Origin of the sequence: Kitasatospora sp. NPDC059599 (genome assembly GCF_042735125.1) — a bacterium.
Classification (GTDB): domain Bacteria; phylum Actinomycetota; class Actinomycetes; order Streptomycetales; family Streptomycetaceae; genus Kitasatospora.
This window is the reverse complement of the sequence record NZ_JBHWCL010000019.1, coordinates 36,236-51,559: the sequence shown is the minus strand read 5'-3', so window position 1 is coordinate 51,559 and position 15,324 is coordinate 36,236. Positions and strand designations below refer to the sequence as shown.

Annotated in this window: 17 protein-coding genes; all 17 read right to left on the bottom strand. The window is 69.9% G+C overall.

The window, feature by feature from the left end:
- Window positions 1-47: 47 nt before the first annotated feature.
- Complete coding sequence (locus ACFV04_RS10115; protein ID WP_350633459.1) at window positions 48-548, bottom strand: DUF2550 domain-containing protein; 501 nt, start codon at window positions 546-548, stop codon at window positions 48-50.
- A gap of 148 nt (window positions 549-696) precedes the next feature.
- Window positions 697-1,080 carry a F0F1 ATP synthase subunit epsilon gene (locus ACFV04_RS10110; RefSeq protein WP_360254013.1) on the bottom strand — a complete coding sequence of 128 codons (384 nt, stop codon included), beginning with the start codon at window positions 1,078-1,080 and terminating at the stop codon, window positions 697-699.
- Window positions 1,081-1,264: 184 nt separating this feature from the next.
- The gene (gene atpD, locus ACFV04_RS10105) at window positions 1,265-2,710 is read right to left on the bottom strand and encodes a F0F1 ATP synthase subunit beta (protein WP_380343012.1); all 1,446 of its coding nucleotides are present in this window, start codon (window positions 2,708-2,710) and stop codon (window positions 1,265-1,267) included.
- 2 nt (window positions 2,711-2,712) lie between these two features.
- Window positions 2,713-3,627, bottom strand: a complete 915-nt coding sequence (locus ACFV04_RS10100) for a F0F1 ATP synthase subunit gamma (RefSeq protein ID WP_380343016.1) — start codon at window positions 3,625-3,627, stop codon at window positions 2,713-2,715.
- A gap of 32 nt (window positions 3,628-3,659) precedes the next feature.
- Window positions 3,660-5,234: a F0F1 ATP synthase subunit alpha gene (atpA, locus tag ACFV04_RS10095; RefSeq protein WP_360254007.1), complete on the bottom strand. Its 1,575-nt coding sequence runs from the start codon at window positions 5,232-5,234 to the stop codon at window positions 3,660-3,662.
- Window positions 5,235-5,390: 156 nt separating this feature from the next.
- Window positions 5,391-6,206, bottom strand: coding sequence for a F0F1 ATP synthase subunit delta (locus ACFV04_RS10090; protein WP_360254005.1), 816 nt, complete (start codon window positions 6,204-6,206; stop codon window positions 5,391-5,393).
- Window positions 6,203-6,760, bottom strand: coding sequence for a F0F1 ATP synthase subunit B (locus tag ACFV04_RS10085; protein ID WP_360254003.1), 558 nt, complete (start codon window positions 6,758-6,760; stop codon window positions 6,203-6,205). Before ACFV04_RS10085 ends, ACFV04_RS10090 begins: the two co-directional genes overlap by 4 nt.
- Before the next feature lie 34 nt (window positions 6,761-6,794).
- Complete coding sequence (atpE, locus tag ACFV04_RS10080) at window positions 6,795-7,031, bottom strand: ATP synthase F0 subunit C (RefSeq protein ID WP_030282059.1); 237 nt, start codon at window positions 7,029-7,031, stop codon at window positions 6,795-6,797.
- 91 nt (window positions 7,032-7,122) lie between these two features.
- Window positions 7,123-7,935 carry a F0F1 ATP synthase subunit A gene (gene atpB, locus ACFV04_RS10075; protein WP_360254001.1) on the bottom strand — a complete coding sequence of 271 codons (813 nt, stop codon included), beginning with the start codon at window positions 7,933-7,935 and terminating at the stop codon, window positions 7,123-7,125.
- 285 nt (window positions 7,936-8,220) lie between these two features.
- Window positions 8,221-8,664 (bottom strand): hypothetical protein, encoded by a 444-nt coding sequence (locus ACFV04_RS10070; RefSeq protein ID WP_380343020.1) that lies wholly within the window; start codon window positions 8,662-8,664, stop codon window positions 8,221-8,223.
- 297 nt (window positions 8,665-8,961) lie between these two features.
- Complete coding sequence (locus tag ACFV04_RS10065) at window positions 8,962-10,242, bottom strand: MraY family glycosyltransferase (protein WP_380343023.1); 1,281 nt, start codon at window positions 10,240-10,242, stop codon at window positions 8,962-8,964.
- Window positions 10,243-10,415: 173 nt separating this feature from the next.
- On the bottom strand, window positions 10,416-11,696 hold the full coding sequence (glyA, locus tag ACFV04_RS10060) for a serine hydroxymethyltransferase (RefSeq protein ID WP_380528170.1): 1,281 nt from the start codon (window positions 11,694-11,696) through the stop codon (window positions 10,416-10,418).
- A gap of 114 nt (window positions 11,697-11,810) precedes the next feature.
- The gene (locus tag ACFV04_RS10055) at window positions 11,811-12,452 is read right to left on the bottom strand and encodes a protein-tyrosine-phosphatase (RefSeq protein WP_360254203.1); all 642 of its coding nucleotides are present in this window, start codon (window positions 12,450-12,452) and stop codon (window positions 11,811-11,813) included.
- Between the two features lie 32 nt (window positions 12,453-12,484).
- The gene (locus tag ACFV04_RS10050) at window positions 12,485-13,132 is read right to left on the bottom strand and encodes an L-threonylcarbamoyladenylate synthase (protein WP_360253993.1); all 648 of its coding nucleotides are present in this window, start codon (window positions 13,130-13,132) and stop codon (window positions 12,485-12,487) included.
- 46 nt (window positions 13,133-13,178) lie between these two features.
- The gene (locus tag ACFV04_RS10045) at window positions 13,179-13,307 is read right to left on the bottom strand and encodes a hypothetical protein (protein ID WP_360253991.1); all 129 of its coding nucleotides are present in this window, start codon (window positions 13,305-13,307) and stop codon (window positions 13,179-13,181) included.
- Complete coding sequence (prmC, locus tag ACFV04_RS10040; RefSeq protein WP_380343029.1) at window positions 13,304-14,170, bottom strand: peptide chain release factor N(5)-glutamine methyltransferase; 867 nt, start codon at window positions 14,168-14,170, stop codon at window positions 13,304-13,306. The genes ACFV04_RS10045 and prmC overlap by 4 nt, the downstream gene beginning before the upstream one ends.
- A gap of 64 nt (window positions 14,171-14,234) precedes the next feature.
- Window positions 14,235-15,311 carry a peptide chain release factor 1 gene (gene prfA, locus ACFV04_RS10035; RefSeq protein WP_360253987.1) on the bottom strand — a complete coding sequence of 359 codons (1,077 nt, stop codon included), beginning with the start codon at window positions 15,309-15,311 and terminating at the stop codon, window positions 14,235-14,237.
- Window positions 15,312-15,324 lie beyond the last annotated feature (13 nt).

Sequence of the window (15,324 nt, the reverse complement as noted above, 5' to 3'; positions counted from 1 at the left end):
ACCCCAGCCTCCGGCCGGGAGGTACCCCCACCCCGAGGGCCTCGCCGCTACGCGACGTTGACCCTCTGCCCGGGCGGGGCGGCTTCCAGCCAGGCCAGGAAGCCGGTCAGCGCGTCCTCGCTCATCGCCAGCTCCAGCGGCGCCCCGTTGTGCAGGCAGCGCAGCACCACCGAGCCGGAGAGCAGGGCCAGCTCCTCCTGCCCCTCGGGGTAGCGCCGGCCGAGCACCTCGATCTCCCGGCGCGGCAGCACCTTGCGCGGACGGGGGGCGTACGAGAAGACCCGGAACCACTCGATCGAGTCGCCGCTGTACCGGCCGATACCAAAAACCCACCCCTTGCCGTCGGTCGGGGGGACCGGGGCTGAGGTGGGTTTGCCGTTCTCGTCGAGGTCGGGCTGCGTCGAGGCGTCCGCCGGCATTTTGAGCCGGTAACTGCAGTCGAACGTGCCGCCGACCCGCTGGATCAGGCGGCGGCGGACGGCGAAGGCCACCAGGCCGATCACACCCAATGCCACGACCGCCGCACACACCACAAGCGCGAGGACCATGCTCACCTACCTCCTCGCTACCCGCGTTCCCCGTAGCGGTCGTATCAAGCGACCGCGCTGACCTACCAACTACGACGACAGTCCCGGGGTCACGCTCGCGCGTCCCCGGGACCGTCGGTCGACCCCGCTAAGCCGGGGTCCGGCACACTCAGGCGTGGGCCTTGAGGCCGCGCGCCGCGAACAGACGGATCTCGGCGCGCCGCTCGGCGTGCGCGTCCAGGTCCGACTTGGCCTGCTCCAGTGCGCGCTCGGCGCGCGCGACGTCGATCTCGTCCGCCAGCTCGGCGATCTCCGCGAGCAGAGACAGCTTGTTGTCGGCGAAGGAGATGAAGCCGCCGTGCACCGCGGCGATGACGGTTCCGCCGTCCACCGTGCGGATGGTGACCGGGCCGGTCTCCAGCACGCTCAGCACCGGGGTGTGGCCCGGCATGATGCCGGTGTCACCGGAGGCCGTACGGGCGACGACGATGGTGGCCGCACCGGACCACACCTTGCGGTCGGCTGCGACCAGCTCGACGTGCAGCTCAGCCAACGTGGGCTCCTAGGCTCATGCAACCCCCGATTACTCGGGAGTTTCGGTAAGAATAACGGCCCCGTGCCTCCGGCATGAAACCGGCGGCGCGGATTTGACCGGAATCACAGCCGATGCGACGCGAGGGGTGGGTCCCAGGGTTGGGGCCCACCCCTCACGGTCACTCAGCTGCTACCGGCCGCGATTACTTCTTCGCCAGCTCGGCGGCGTTCTTCTCGAGGTCCTCGATGCCACCGCACATGAAGAAGGCCTGCTCCGGGACGGAGTCGTACTTGCCGTCCGCGATCGAGTTGAAGGCCTCGATGGTCTCGGACAGCGGCACGGTCGAGCCCTCGACACCGGTGAACTGCTTCGCCACGTAGGTGTTCTGCGAGAGGAAGCGCTCGATGCGACGGGCACGGTGCACCGTGATCTTGTCCTCTTCGGACAGCTCGTCCATACCGAGGATGGCGATGATGTCCTGGAGGTCCTTGTACTTCTGCAGGATCCCCTTGATACGGACGGCCGTCTCGTAGTGGGTCGCCGTGATGTACCGCGGGTCGAGGATGCGGGACGTGGAGTCCAGCGGGTCGACGGCCGGGTAGATGCCCTTCTCCGAGATCGGGCGCGACAGAACGGTCGTCGCGTCCAGGTGGGCGAAGGTGGTGGCCGGCGCCGGGTCGGTCAGGTCGTCCGCGGGGACGTAGATCGCCTGCATCGAGGTGATCGAGTGACCGCGGGTCGAGGTGATGCGCTCCTGCAGGAGGCCCATCTCGTCGGCCAGGTTCGGCTGGTAGCCCACCGCGGAGGGCATGCGGCCGAGCAGGGTCGACACCTCGGAACCGGCCTGGGTGAACCGGAAGATGTTGTCGATGAAGAGGAGCACGTCCTGCTTCTCGACGTCACGGAAGTACTCCGCCATGGTCAGCGCGGAGAGCGCGACGCGCAGACGGGTGCCCGGCGGCTCGTCCATCTGGCCGAAGACCAGCGCGGTCTTGTCCAGGACGCCCGAGTCGACCATCTCGTCGATGAGGTCGTTGCCCTCACGGGTGCGCTCGCCGACACCGGCGAACACCGACACACCACCGAAGTTCTCGGCGACGCGGTAGATCATCTCCTGGATCAGAACGGTCTTGCCGACACCGGCACCACCGAACAGACCGATCTTGCCACCCGTGACGTACGGGGTGAGCAGGTCGATGACCTTGATGCCGGTCTCGAACATCTCGGTCTTGGACTCGAGGTCCTTGAACTCGGGGGCCTTGCGGTGGATCGGCCAGCGGACCTCGACCTGCTTGTCGAACTCCGCCTTGTCGACGTTCAGCACGTCACCGAGGGCGTTGAACACCTTGCCCTTGGTGATCTGGCCGACCGGCACCGAGATCGCGGAACCGGTGTCGGTGACCTGCGAACCGCGGACCAGGCCGTCGGTCGGCTGCATCGAGATGCCGCGGACCAGGCCGTCGCCGAGGTGCTGGGCGACCTCGAGGGTGAGGGTCTTCTTGCCCGTGCCGTCGGGGTTGTCCACCTCGACGTGCAGGGCGTTGAACATGTCCGGAATCGCGTCGACGGGGAACTCCACGTCGACGACCGGGCCGATGACCCGCGCGACGCGGCCCGTCGCCGTGGTCGGCTCAACAGTGGTGGTCATACTCATTCGCTCCCGCGGCTAGCGTCGGCGAGGGCGTTGGCGCCGCCGACGATCTCGCTGATTTCCTGGGTGATCTCGGCCTGACGGGCCGAGTTGGCAAGCCGCGTGAGCGACTTGATGAGCTCGCCGGCGTTGTCCGTCGCGCTCTTCATCGCGCGGCGGCGGGCGGCGTGCTCGGAAGCAGCCGACTGCAGCAGCGCGTTGTAGATCCGGCTCTCGACGTACCGCGGCAGCAGCGCGTCGAGCACGCCCTCCGCCGACGGTTCGAAGTCGTACAGCGGGAAGATCTCCGACTTGGCCGGCGTCTGGTCGCTGAGCTGGACCTCGTCCAGCTTCAGCGGCAGCAGCCGCGCCGCGACCGCGTCCTGCGTCAGCATGGACACGAACTCGGTCGAGACCACGTGGAGTTCGTCCACGCCGCCGGTCTCGGCCGTGAAGGCCTCGATCAGCTCGGCCGCCACCGTCTTCGCGTCGCCGTAGGTCGGCTTGTCCGAGAAGCCCGTCCACGAGTTCCCCACCGCCAGGTTGCGGAAGGTGTAGTACGACAGACCCTTCCGACCGACGATGTAGGTCACGACGTCCTTGCCCTCGCCGCGCAGGCGCTCGGAGAGCGTCAGCGAGGCCTTGATGGCGTTGGACGAGTAACCGCCGGCCAGGCCGCGGTCCGCCGTGATCAGCAGGACGGCCGCGCGCTTGGCGTTCGGGTTCTCGGTGGTGAGCGGGTGCTTGGCGTTGGACCGGGTGGCCACCGCCGTCACCGCCCGGGTGAGCTCATCGGCGTACGGAGCGGAGGCCGCCACCGCGCGCTGCGCCTTGCCGATGCGCGCCGCGGAGATCATCTCCATCGCCTTGGTGATCTTCTTCGTCGCGGTGACAGAGCGGATCCGGCGCTTGTAGACCCGAAGCTGTGCTCCCATGGGTCGTTACGTCCTTTCCCTCGCTACCGGACTCAGGCCTGCTCGGAGAGCAGCTTGCCGTCGGCGGTCTGGTAACCCTGCTTGAAGGCCTCGATCGCGCCGGTGAGGGCGTCGACGGTGCCGTCGGCCAGCAGACCGGTCTCGACGATGCCGGCGAGCAGGTCCTTGTGCTGCAGGCGGACGTGGTCCAGGAACTCGCGCTCGAAGCGGCGGATCTCGGCGACCGGGACGTCGTCCAGCTTGCCGGTGGTGCCGGCCCAGATGGAGACGACCTGCTCCTCGACCGGGAACGGCTGGTACTGGCCCTGCTTCAGCAGCTCGACCATGCGCGCACCGCGCTCCAGCTGGGCCTTGGAGGCCGCGTCCAGGTCGGAGCCGAAGCCGGCGAAGGCCTCCAGCTCGCGGTACTGGGCGAGGTCCAGACGCAGACGGCCGGCGACCGAGCGCATGGCCTTGATCTGGGCGGAGCCACCGACGCGGGAGACCGAGATGCCGACGTTCACGGCCGGGCGGATGCCGGCGTTGAACAGGTCGGACTCCAGGAAGCACTGGCCGTCGGTGATCGAGATGACGTTGGTCGGGATGTACGCCGAGACGTCGTTGGCCTTGGTCTCGATGATCGGCAGACCGGTCATCGAGCCGCCGCCGAGGGCGTCGTTCAGCTTGGCGCAGCGCTCCAGCAGGCGGGAGTGCAGGTAGAAGACGTCACCCGGGTAGGCCTCGCGGCCCGGCGGGCGGCGCAGCAGCAGGGAGACGGAGCGGTAGGCCTCGGCCTGCTTCGACAGGTCGTCGAAGATGATCAGGACGTGCTTGCCGTCGTACATCCACTCCTGGCCGATGGCCGAACCGGTGTACGGGGCGAGGTACTTGAAGCCGGCCGGGTCGGAGGCGGGAGCAGCCACGATGGTGGTGTACTCCAGCGCGCCGGCCTCCTCCAGGGCGCCGCGGACGGACGCGATGGTGGAGCCCTTCTGGCCCACGGCGACGTAGATGCAGCGGACCTGCTTCTCCGGGTCGCCCGAGCGCCAGTTGTCGCGCTGGTTGATGATCGTGTCGACGGCCACCGCGGTCTTGCCGGTCTGGCGGTCGCCGATGATCAGCTGGCGCTGGCCGCGGCCGATCGGGGTCATCGCGTCGATGGCCTTGATGCCGGTCTGCAGCGGCTGCTTGACCGACTTGCGGGCCATGACGCCGGGGGCCTGCAGCTCCAGGGCGCGGCGACCGCTGGCGGCGATGTCGCCGAGGCCGTCGATCGGGTTGCCCAGCGGGTCCACGACGCGGCCGAGGTAGCCGTCGCCGACCGGAACCGAGAGGACCTCGCCGGTGCGGCGCACGGTCTGGCCCTCTTCGATGCCGCCGAACTCACCGAGGACGACGACACCGATCTCGCGGGTGTCGAGGTTCAGCGCGAGGCCGAGCGTGCCGTCCTCGAACTTCAGCAGCTCGTTCGCCATGACCGAGGGCAGGCCCTCGACATGCGCGATGCCGTCCGCCGCGTCAGTGACCGTGCCGACCTCTTCCACAGAAGCGGCGTCCGGCTGGTACGACTGGACAAAGTCGGCCAGCGCGTCCCGGATTTCCTCCGGACGGATCGTAAGCTCCGCCATCAGGCTTCCCTGCTCTCCTAGTTTGCGATCCTCGGCCCGCCATTGAGGGCCGCAAGTATTCGACTCTCGGCCGGGTCTTCCGAACCGGCCGTACGATGTGCCGGCTCCTTGGGGAGCCGGTTTCCCGACCGAGGGTCGGATGTGCTGCGTCGGTGCTCAGCCTTCGAGCGACTGGCGAGCGCCCTCAAGGCGGCTCGACACGGTGCCGTTGATGATCTCGTCGCCGATCTGCACCCGGACGCCGCCGACGACCTCGGGGTCGACGTCGATGTTCAGGTGGACCTGGCGGCCGTACATCCGGCCCAGAGCACCGGACAGGCGCTCCTTCTGGGTGTCCGACAGCGGCACCGCGGTGGTGACCAGGGCCACCACGCGGCCACGGCGAGCGGCGGCGAGCTTCGAGTAGGACTCGAGGCCCTGCTCCAGGCTACGGCCACGCGGCGCGTTGACGAGGGCGGTGACCAGCCGGACGGTGCCGGCGTTGGCGCGGCCGCCGAGCAGCTTCTTGATCAGCTCGGCCTTCGCGACGGCACCGGCCTTCGGCTCGGTCAGCGCGGCGCGCAGCTCGTGCGAGCCGCTCACCACCCGACCGAAGCGGAAGAGCTCGTCCTCGACGTCGTCCAGGGCGCCGGTCCGGTCCGCGGCGATGATCTCGGCGTACGCGGCGAGCTGCTCGGTCGCGTCCACCAGGTCGCGCGAGCCCGACCAGCGGGAGCGGACCAGTCCGGAGACCAGGTCCACGGCCTCGCCGGAGACCTGGCCGGTCAGCAGCGAGCTGACCAGCTGGGCCTTGTCCTGGCCCGACCGGGACGGGTCGGTCAGGACGCGGCGCAGCGACACCTCACGGTCCAGCACGGCCGTGACGGCGGTGAGCTCCTCGGCGAGCTTGGCCGCGTCCACCGAGGTGGAGTCGGTCAGGCTCTCCAGGTTCTGCCGGCCGGCGGCGAGGGCCTCACGGCTGGCGCCGATCACTTGGCCGCACCCTGAGCAACGGCGGCCTTGGCCTCCAGCTCATCCAGGAAGCGGTCGATCACACCGCTCTGCCGGGCGTGGTCCTCCAGGGACTCACCCACGATGCGGGACGCCAGCTGGGTGGCCAGCGAGCCCACGTCCTGGCGCAGGGCGGCAGTCGCCTGCTTCTTGTCAGCCTCGATCTGGGCGTGACCGGCGGCGACGATGGCCTCGCGCTGACGCTGGCCCTCCTCGCGCATCTCCGCCAGCTGGGCAGCGCCCTGCTCGCGAGCCTGCTCGACGATGCGGGCGGCCTCGTGGCGCGCCTCGGAAAGCTCGGCACGGTACTGCTCAAGCACGGCCTGGGCCTCGGCCTGAGTGGCCTCGGCACGCTCCATGCCGCCCTCGATGGCGTCCCGGCGCTCCGACAGCACCTTCTCGATGCTGGGAAGGAGCTTCTTGCCGAGCAGACCGAAGACGATGAAGAAGCAGAGCAGGCCGATGATGATCTCGGGCCAGTTGGGGAGGAGAGGGTTCATCTTCTCCTCGGCCGCGAGCTGAGCCACGATGCTCATATCTGGACCTTCCTCGAAAGGGTCTGCGGCAGGATTACTTGTTGCCGAAGACGAACGGCATGACGATGCCGATGAGGGCGAGCGCCTCGGTCAGCGCGAAGCCGATGAACATGTTGGAACGGATGAGGCCGGCAGCCTCGGGCTGACGGGCCATCGCCTGGACACCGTTGCCGAAGATCAGACCGACGCCGATGCCGGGGCCGATGGCGGCGAGGCCGTAGCCGATGGAGGCGACGGAACCGTAGACAGTGCCCTCAGCGAGGATGCTCATTGACGTTGTCCTTTGCAGGGTGGTGAACCGGTGGTGATTGGCCACCGGGCGATCCGGGAGGTTGGTTCAGGAGGGGCCGGGGCCCCCTGGCTCAGTGCGACTCTTCGAGGGCACCGGCGATGTAGCTGCTGGCCAGCATCACGAAGATGTAGGCCTGCAGGAACTGGACCAGCAGCTCGAAGGCGGTCAGCGCGACGGCGACGACGAACGAGGCCGAGCCGTACAGCGCGCCCAGGGTCGGGCTGAGCAGGTACCAGGAGGCGATGGAGAACATCACGATCAGCAGGTGGCCGGCGAACATGTTCGCGAAGGCTCGGACCGCGAGCGTGAAGGGGCGCACGAAGATGTTCGAGAAGAACTCGATCGGCACCAGGATGAACATGACCCAGCCGGGGATGCCCGAGGGCCAGCAGAGGTTCTTGAAACCGCCGACGAAGCCGTGCTTCTTGAAGGTCAGCGTCATGTAGGTGACCCACACGACCGCCGCGAGGCCGGCCGGGAACGCGATCGCCGCCGTCACCGGGAACTGCGCGAACGGAATGACCGACATGATGTTCATCAACCAGATGAAGAAGAACATCGAGACCAGCATCGGGACGTACTTCTCGCCCTTCTTGCCGATCGTCTCGAGCACGATGGAGCGCTTGACGAAGTCGTAGCCGATCTCACCGACCAGCTGCAGCTTGCCGGGGACCAGGCGCGGCTTGGCGAAGGCGGCCCAGAAGAAGACGATCACCAGCACCGCGACGACCATCGACAGCAGCATCGGCTTGTTGAAGTAGAAGCTGCCGATGGTGAAGATCGGCTTGAAGTCGAATTCGTTCAGACCCGGGGCCGGGAAGCCGCAGCCAGCGTCCCCGAAGTGGCAACTGCCTGAGGCGAGGGACGTGAGTTCAGCACTCACCACGGACTCCTTCGTCGTGACGCATGGATACGGCAACCTCGGTGTGTCGGCGTGGCCTGCGGCCACGGAGCGGCACTGGAACTTGATGGGTTTCTCGCCGACCCCGCACGGCTGCGCGCTGCGCTGCTGCGGGATCATCGAAGACTGCGCGGGTCCGGGGGGCGATCGGTCCGCTGTCCGGACAGACCAGGCCTCTTCCCGTACTCCGTTGTTGCGACGGACGATAGCAGGCCGTCAGTGCGGCATAAACACCGCCCCCCTCGTTGGGGGGACAGTCGGGCCTCGTCACTGTTGACGTCCGGAGTCGGAGGGCTTGTCGCCCTTCTTTTCCGAGGCGTCGGGGTCGACGTAGAAGGTCTTGGCCTTGAGCGCACCGCGCACCTGGAAGCCCGTCCAGATCAGCGCGCAACCCAGCAGCGTGAAGGCGAACGCCTGCCGGTTGAACAGGTCGGTGTCCTTGAAGACCGCCAGGACGATGCCGACCAGCAGGATCTGCGTGGTGTACACCAGGAGCGCCGCGGCCATCATGATGTGCGGGTTCGACCTGGTCAGCCGGTCGAGCGCGACCTGGCCCGAGCTGAAGAACGCCATCACGAGCAGAGCGCCGAAGAGGGCGCCGAGCAGCCCCTTCCCACCGGCGACGGCGAACGAGATCGCCATGGCGATGATCCCGGCGACCGCAGTGGGAATCGCGGCGCCTCGGAGGATCCGGGCGTCGGTGGACGGCATGTCGGCAGCTCCGGCGGCATGTCGAGTGGCGGGGGGACGGGCACAGACGGTGGTGAGTGACACCGACCGAGGCATCGCCGTCGGGCCGCCCGCTGGAACGGCGGGCCCGTCGAGGGAGACCGACAGGGACGGAAGTCATCCACCTGTCAGGTCTTTCGGCGTGTTCTCGGTACTCGTGAACGGTATCACAAACTATTTGATGAGAGCTTTACCATGAATGTGTGGCACCTGTCACACCAACGGCGCAGCGAATCCACCGTATGGATGAGGCCAGTTGACGGATCGTCAACTCCCCTGTCAGCGACGGCCGCCGGCGGTGGGGCCGTGGTCGGCGCGCTCGGAGGAGTCCCGACTCGCTTCACCCAGAAGTTGCTTGTCCTTCGCCGACAGTTCGGCCATCGGACCGGTGGGACGGCGGCGGTACCGCGGCGGGACGAAGGACTGCACCGCCCGCGGGGCGCGCGGCCGGAACCGCGGGGTGAGCAGCACCACCAGGCCGAGCAGGCAGAGCCCGGCGAGCGTCAGGACCACGGCGCGGCCGGTGTTGGTGACCGAGAAGGCCACCGAGCCGAAGGCGATCAGCGCGGCCCAGAAGTACATGATCAGCACGGCCCGGCTGTGCGAGTGGCCGACCTGCAGCAAGCGGTGGTGCAGGTGGCGCTTGTCCGCGGCGAACGGCGACTGGCCGGCCCAGGTGCGGCGCACCACGGCGAGCAGCAGGTCGGCCAGCGGCAGCGCGATGACCGTCAGCGGCAGCAGCAGCGGGATGTAGATCGGCACCAGGGCGTGCACCGTGGCGGTCTGCGAACCGGTCTCGTTGTTGATCAGGTCCGGGTCGACCCGGCCGGTGATGGAGATCGCGGCGACGGCCAGCATCAGGCCCAGCATCATCGAGCCGGAGTCGCCCATGAAGATCCGCGCGGGGTGCATGTTGTGCGCCAGGAAGCCCAGGCACATGCCGATCAGCAGCACGCTGAACAGCACGGCGGGGGCCGCGTCGGTGATCGCGTAGCCGTACCAGAGCCGGTAGCTGTACAGGAAGAACGCGATCGCGGCGATGCAGACCATGCCGCCGGCCAGACCGTCCAGGCCGTCGATGAAGTTCACCGCGTTGACCATGACGACGACCAGGGTGACCGAGATGACCATGCCCTGGGTCGGGCTCACCGCGACCGCGCCGACGCCGGGCACCGGGAGGGTGATCACCGTGACGCCCTGCCAGACCATCACACCGGCGGCGATCATCTGGCCGCCGAGCTTCACCAGGGCGTCCACGCCCCACTTGTCGTCGAGGACGCCGAGCAGCCACATGATCCCGGCGCCGGACAGCAGCGCGCGGATGTCGGTGCTCTGGTTGAACACCTTGCTCAGGTTGTCGAGTTGCGAGGCGACCAGGATGCCCGCGCAGAGCCCGCCGAACATCGCGATGCCGCCGAGCCGCGGCGTGGGCTCGCGGTGCACGTCGCGGGCGCGCACCGGCGGCATGGCGCCGGCCGCAATGGCGAACTTCCGGACCGGGCCGGTGAGCAGGTAGGTGACGGCGGCGGTGCAGAACAGCACCAGCAGATACTCACGCACCACTGGCCTCCTGCATCACTGTCGAACGGGGAGATACCGAAGGTACTCCCCTGTCTTCCCGGGGTTCGAGGTGCGTCGCCACGGCACACACCTTATTGAGTCGGACGCCGGGTACGTGCATCGCGGTTCGCTCTCCCGGGTAGGAGATCCCGATGCCCGGGGACCGATCGCGGTCAGCCCCGATCGGCGAAGGCCAGCGCGAGTTCCCGCACGCGCTCCGCGACGGGCGCCACTGCGCCCCCGGCGAGCACCCGTGCGATCAACGCGGCGATCTCCGACAGCTCCCCCTCGCCCATCCCCTGGCTGGTCACGGTGCCCGTCCCGAGCCGGATCCCGGAGGCCTCGGTCGGCGGCGCAGGGTCGAACGGCAGTGCGCACTTGCCGAGCAGCAGTCCGGCGGCCGCGCAGCGCCGCTCGGCCTCCGCTCCGGTCACGCCGAGCGGACTCACGTCGGCCGTCACCAGGTGGGTGTCGGTACCGCCCGTCAGAGGGCGCACACCGGCCTCTGCGAGCCCCACGGCGAGCATCCGCGCCCCGGACACCGTCCGCTCCGCGTACGCCCGGTAAGCGGGCGTCGAGGCCTCCGCGAGGGCCACCGCCTTGCCGGCCACCTCGTTCATCGCCGCGCCGCCCTGGCTGAACGGGAACACCGCGCGGTCGATCCGCTCGGCCAGCTCCGCCGTGCACAGCAGCAGCCCGCCGCGCGGGCCGCGCAGCAGCTTGTGGGTCGCCGCGACGGTGACGTCCGCGTACGGCACCGGGGACGGCGCCACCCCGGCCGCGACCAGACCCGTGGTCTGCGCGGCGGAGGCGATCAGGTAGGCGTCCACCTCGTCGGCGATCTCCCGGAACGCCGCCCAGTCCGGGTGCCGGGGGTGGGAGATCGAGCCCGCCACGATCGCCTTGGGGCGGTGCTGCCGGGCCAGGTCGCGCACCTGGTCGAGGTCGATCAGGCCGTCGTCCTCGCGCACGCCGTAGCCGGTGAAGGCGAACCAGCGGCCGGAGAAGTTGGCGCGCGAGCCGCAGCTGAGGTGGCCGCCGTGCTCCAGCGACATCGCCAGCACCCCGTCACCGGGCCGCAGCAGCGCCGCGTACGCCGCCAGCATCGCCGAAGTCGCCGACCGGGGCTGGACGTTGGCGTGCGGGGCGGCGAACAGCTCGCGGGCCCGGTCGATCGCCAGCAGCTCGGCGGCGTCCGCCAGCGCGCAGCCCGTGTGGTGCCGGCGGCCCGGGTAGCCCTCGGCGTACTTGTCGATCAGCGGGCCGGTGAGCGCCGCCAGGACGGCCGCGGTGGTGAGGTTCTCCCCCGCCAGCAGCTGGATCGTCTCGGCCCGCCGCTCGGCCTCCGCGGCCAGCAGGTCCGCCAGCTGCGGATCCGCCCGGTACAGGGCCTCGGACGCCCGTGGACGCCCCTTCGTCTCGGTCGGGCCGGTCGCGGCATCGGTGACGGTCATCGTGGGACTCCCGGGCGCTGCGGGTGGGGGCACCTCCGGCCGGACACCGAGGAGGTGGATCCAGCGTAGGACCGCCACCGCCGCCCGGCCCGCCGGGACGGGGCCGTTCGGCCGTCAGCGGCGCGCCGACACGCCCGTGAGCGCGGTGACCACCGGGTCGACCGCGTGGAATATCTCCTCGCCGCAGTTGCGGAACATGCCGATCGGTGCGCCGTACGGGTCGTCCACCTCGTCCGACTCCGGGGTGGCGGCCAGCAGCCAGCCGCGCAGCGCGGCGGCCGCCCGGACCAGCGCCCGGGCCCGCTCGGTGACGTCGGCACCGCGCCGGGGATCGGGCAGCGTGCCCGGGTCTATCGTCCGCACCAGGCGGGTGAACTCCTTCAGCGTGAAGGTGCGCAGCCCCGCCTCGTGGCCCATCGAGATCACCTGGGCGCGGTGGTCCAGGGTCGCGGTCAGCACCAGGTCGGCCTCGACCACGTGCTCGTCCAGCAGCTCGCGGCCGGTGAAACCACCGCTGTCGGCCCCGTACTCGTCGAGCACGGTCGCGGCGTGGTCCTCCATCGGCGCGCCCTCGTGGCCCCAGGTGCCGGCGCTCTCCACCAGGATCCGCCCGGCCACCCGGGGGCTCAGCCGGGTGTCCAGCTCACGCCGGGTGAGCCGCTCGGCGATCGGCGAGCGGCAGATGTTCCCCGTGCAGACGAACAGGATCCGGAAGTGGTCCAGCGGCCTGGGGCCCACGCTCAGGTACGGCGCTATGCCGGGCCCGGAGTGGAGCGAGGCGGTGGGCGTCAACTGCCGGCCTCCAGGTCGGGGACGACCTCCCTCAGCTGCTCGACGCTGATCGCGCCGGCCCGCAGCAGGACCGGGACCTTGCCGGTGACGTCGACGATGGACGAGGCGGCGGAGTGGTCGGCCGACCCGCCGTCCAGGTAGACCGAGATCGCGTCGCCCAGCTGCGACTGCGCCTCGTCGCAGGTCAGCGGCGACGAGCCGCCGATCCGGTTGGCGCTGGAGACGGCCATCGGGCCGGTGGCGTTCAGCAGCTCGATGGCGACCGGGTGCAGCGGCATCCGGACCGCGACGGTGCCGCGGGTCTCGCCGAGGTCCCAGCGCAGCGAGGGCTGGTGCCGGGCGACCAGGGTCAGCCCGCCGGGCCAGAAGGCGTCGACCAGCTCCCAGGCCTGCTCGGAGAAGTCCGTGACCAGACCGTGCAGCGTGGTCGGCGAGCCGACCAGCACCGGCGACGGCGTGCCGCGGCCGCGGCCCCGGGCGGTCATCAGCTCGCCGACGGCCTCCGGGGAGAAGGCGTCCGCGCCGACCCCGTACAGGGTGTCGGTGGGCAGCACGACGAGTTCGCCGCGGCGGACGGCCGAGGCGGCCTCACGCAGGCCGGTGGCACGGTCCCCGGCATCGGCACAGTCGTAGCGGCGGCTCATCGGTGCGGTCCCCTTCCGGAGTGGCTCATGGCGGTCACCACGGCCGTCACAGCGCGGCCGTGCGGGCGGCGGAGCCGCGCTCGGTGGTCACGACCCCACCCTTCGGGCGGTCGTACTGCGCTGGACTGTTCACGACCCCACCCTTCGGGCGGTCGTACTGCGCTGGACTGTTCACGACCCCACCCTTCGGGCGGTCGTGAAGCGCGGCCGGTTGTTCAGGTCGCGGTGGTCGGCGGTGTCCGTCCAGCCGCGTTCCTCGTTGAAGATCCACGGCACCTGGCCGCCCTGCTGGTCGGCGTGCTCGATCACCACCGCGCCGCCCGGGCGCAGCAGCCGTGCGGCCACTCGCTCGATGCCGCGGATGGTGTCCAGGCCGTCCTCGCCGGAGAACAGCGACATCTGCGGGTCGTGGTCGCGGGCCTCCGGTGCGACGTACTCCCACTCGGTGAGCGGGATGTACGGCGGGTTGGAGATCACCAGGTCGAAGCGGCCGTCCCAGGAGCGGTCGGTCTCGAAGGCCTTGGTGGCGTCGCCGGCGTGCAGGGTGACGCGGGCGCGGTCCGGGCTGGCCTCGATGTTGCGCCGGGTGTACTCCAGCGCTCCCTCGTCCAGTTCGAAGGCGTGCACGGTCGAGCGCGGCAGCTCCTGGGCCAGGGCGAGCGCGATCGCGCCGGAGCCGGAGCACAGGTCCACCACCAGCGGCTCGGCCACGTCCATGTCGCGCACCGCGTCTATGGCCCACTCGACGACCGTCTCGGTCTCCGGCCGGGGCACGAACACCCCGGGGCCGACCGCCAGTTCGAGGTAGCGGAAGAACGCCCGACCGGTGATGTGCTGCAGCGGTTCGCGCGCCTCGCGACGGGAGACGGCCTCCCAGTAGCGGGCGTCGAAGTCGGCGTCCTTCACCGTGTGCAGCTGGCTGCGCTTGACGTTGTGGACGTGGGCGGCGAGCTCCTCCGCGTCGAAGCGCGGCGACGGAACGCCGGCCGCGGCCAGCCGCTGGGTGGCCTGGGCCACCTCGGCGAGCAGCAGGTTCATCCGTACGACCTCTTGTTTCTGCGCTCCGGCTCTCGGACTGCGCGTGGGCCGGGGCGCGCCGGTCTCAGTTCTCTTGGGCCGCGGCGAGCTTGGCCGCCGCGTCCTTGTCGACGCAGGACTGGATCACCGCGGTCAGCTCGCCGTCCAGGACCTGGTCCAGGTTGTACGACTTGAACCCCGTGCGGTGGTCCGAGATGCGGTTCTCGGGGTAGTTGTACGTCCGGATCCGCTCGGAGCGGTCCACCGTGCGGACCTGGCTGCGACGCGCGTCCGAGGCCTCGCGCTCGGCCTCCTCCTGCGCGGCGGCCAGCAGCCGCGAACGCAGGATGCGCATCGCCTGCTCCTTGTTCTGCAGCTGGCTCTTCTCGTTCTGGCAGGACGCCACGATACCGGTCGGCAGGTGGGTGATCCGGACCGCGGAGTCGGTGGTGTTGACCGACTGGCCGCCGGGGCCGGAGGAGCGGTAGACGTCGATCCGCAGGTCGTTGGCGACGATCTCGACCTCGACCTCCTCCGCCTCGGGGGTGACCAGCACGCCCGCCGCGGAGGTGTGGATGCGGCCCTGGGACTCGGTGGCCGGGACGCGCTGCACGCGGTGCACGCCGCCCTCGTACTTCAACCGCGCCCAGACGCCCTGGCCGGGCTCGGTGTTGCCCTTGGTCTTCACGGCCACCGAGACGTCCTTGTAGCCGCCGAGGTCGGACTCGTTGGAGTCGATGATCTCGGTCTTCCAGCCGACCCGCTCCGCGTAGCGCAGGTACATCCGGAGCAGGTCACCGGCGAACAGCGCGGACTCCTCGCCGCCCTCGCCCGCCTTGATCTCCAGGATGACGTCCTTGTCGTCGCTCGGGTCGCGCGGCACCAGCAGCAGCCGCAGCTCCTCGGTGAGCTCGTCGCGGCGCGCCTCGGAGTCCTTCACCTCGGCGATGAACTCCGGCTCCTCGGCGGCGAGTTCGCGCGCGGCCTCGATGTCCTCGCCGGCCTGCCGCCACTGCCGGTAGACCCGGGTGATCGGGGTCAGCTCGGCGTACCGCTTGGCGAGCTTGCGGGCGTTCGCCTGGTCGGCGTGGACGGACGGGTCGGCCAGCCTCGTTTCGAGGTCGGCGTGCTCGACGAGGAGCTCTTCGACTGCCTCGAACATGGGGGGGCCTTCT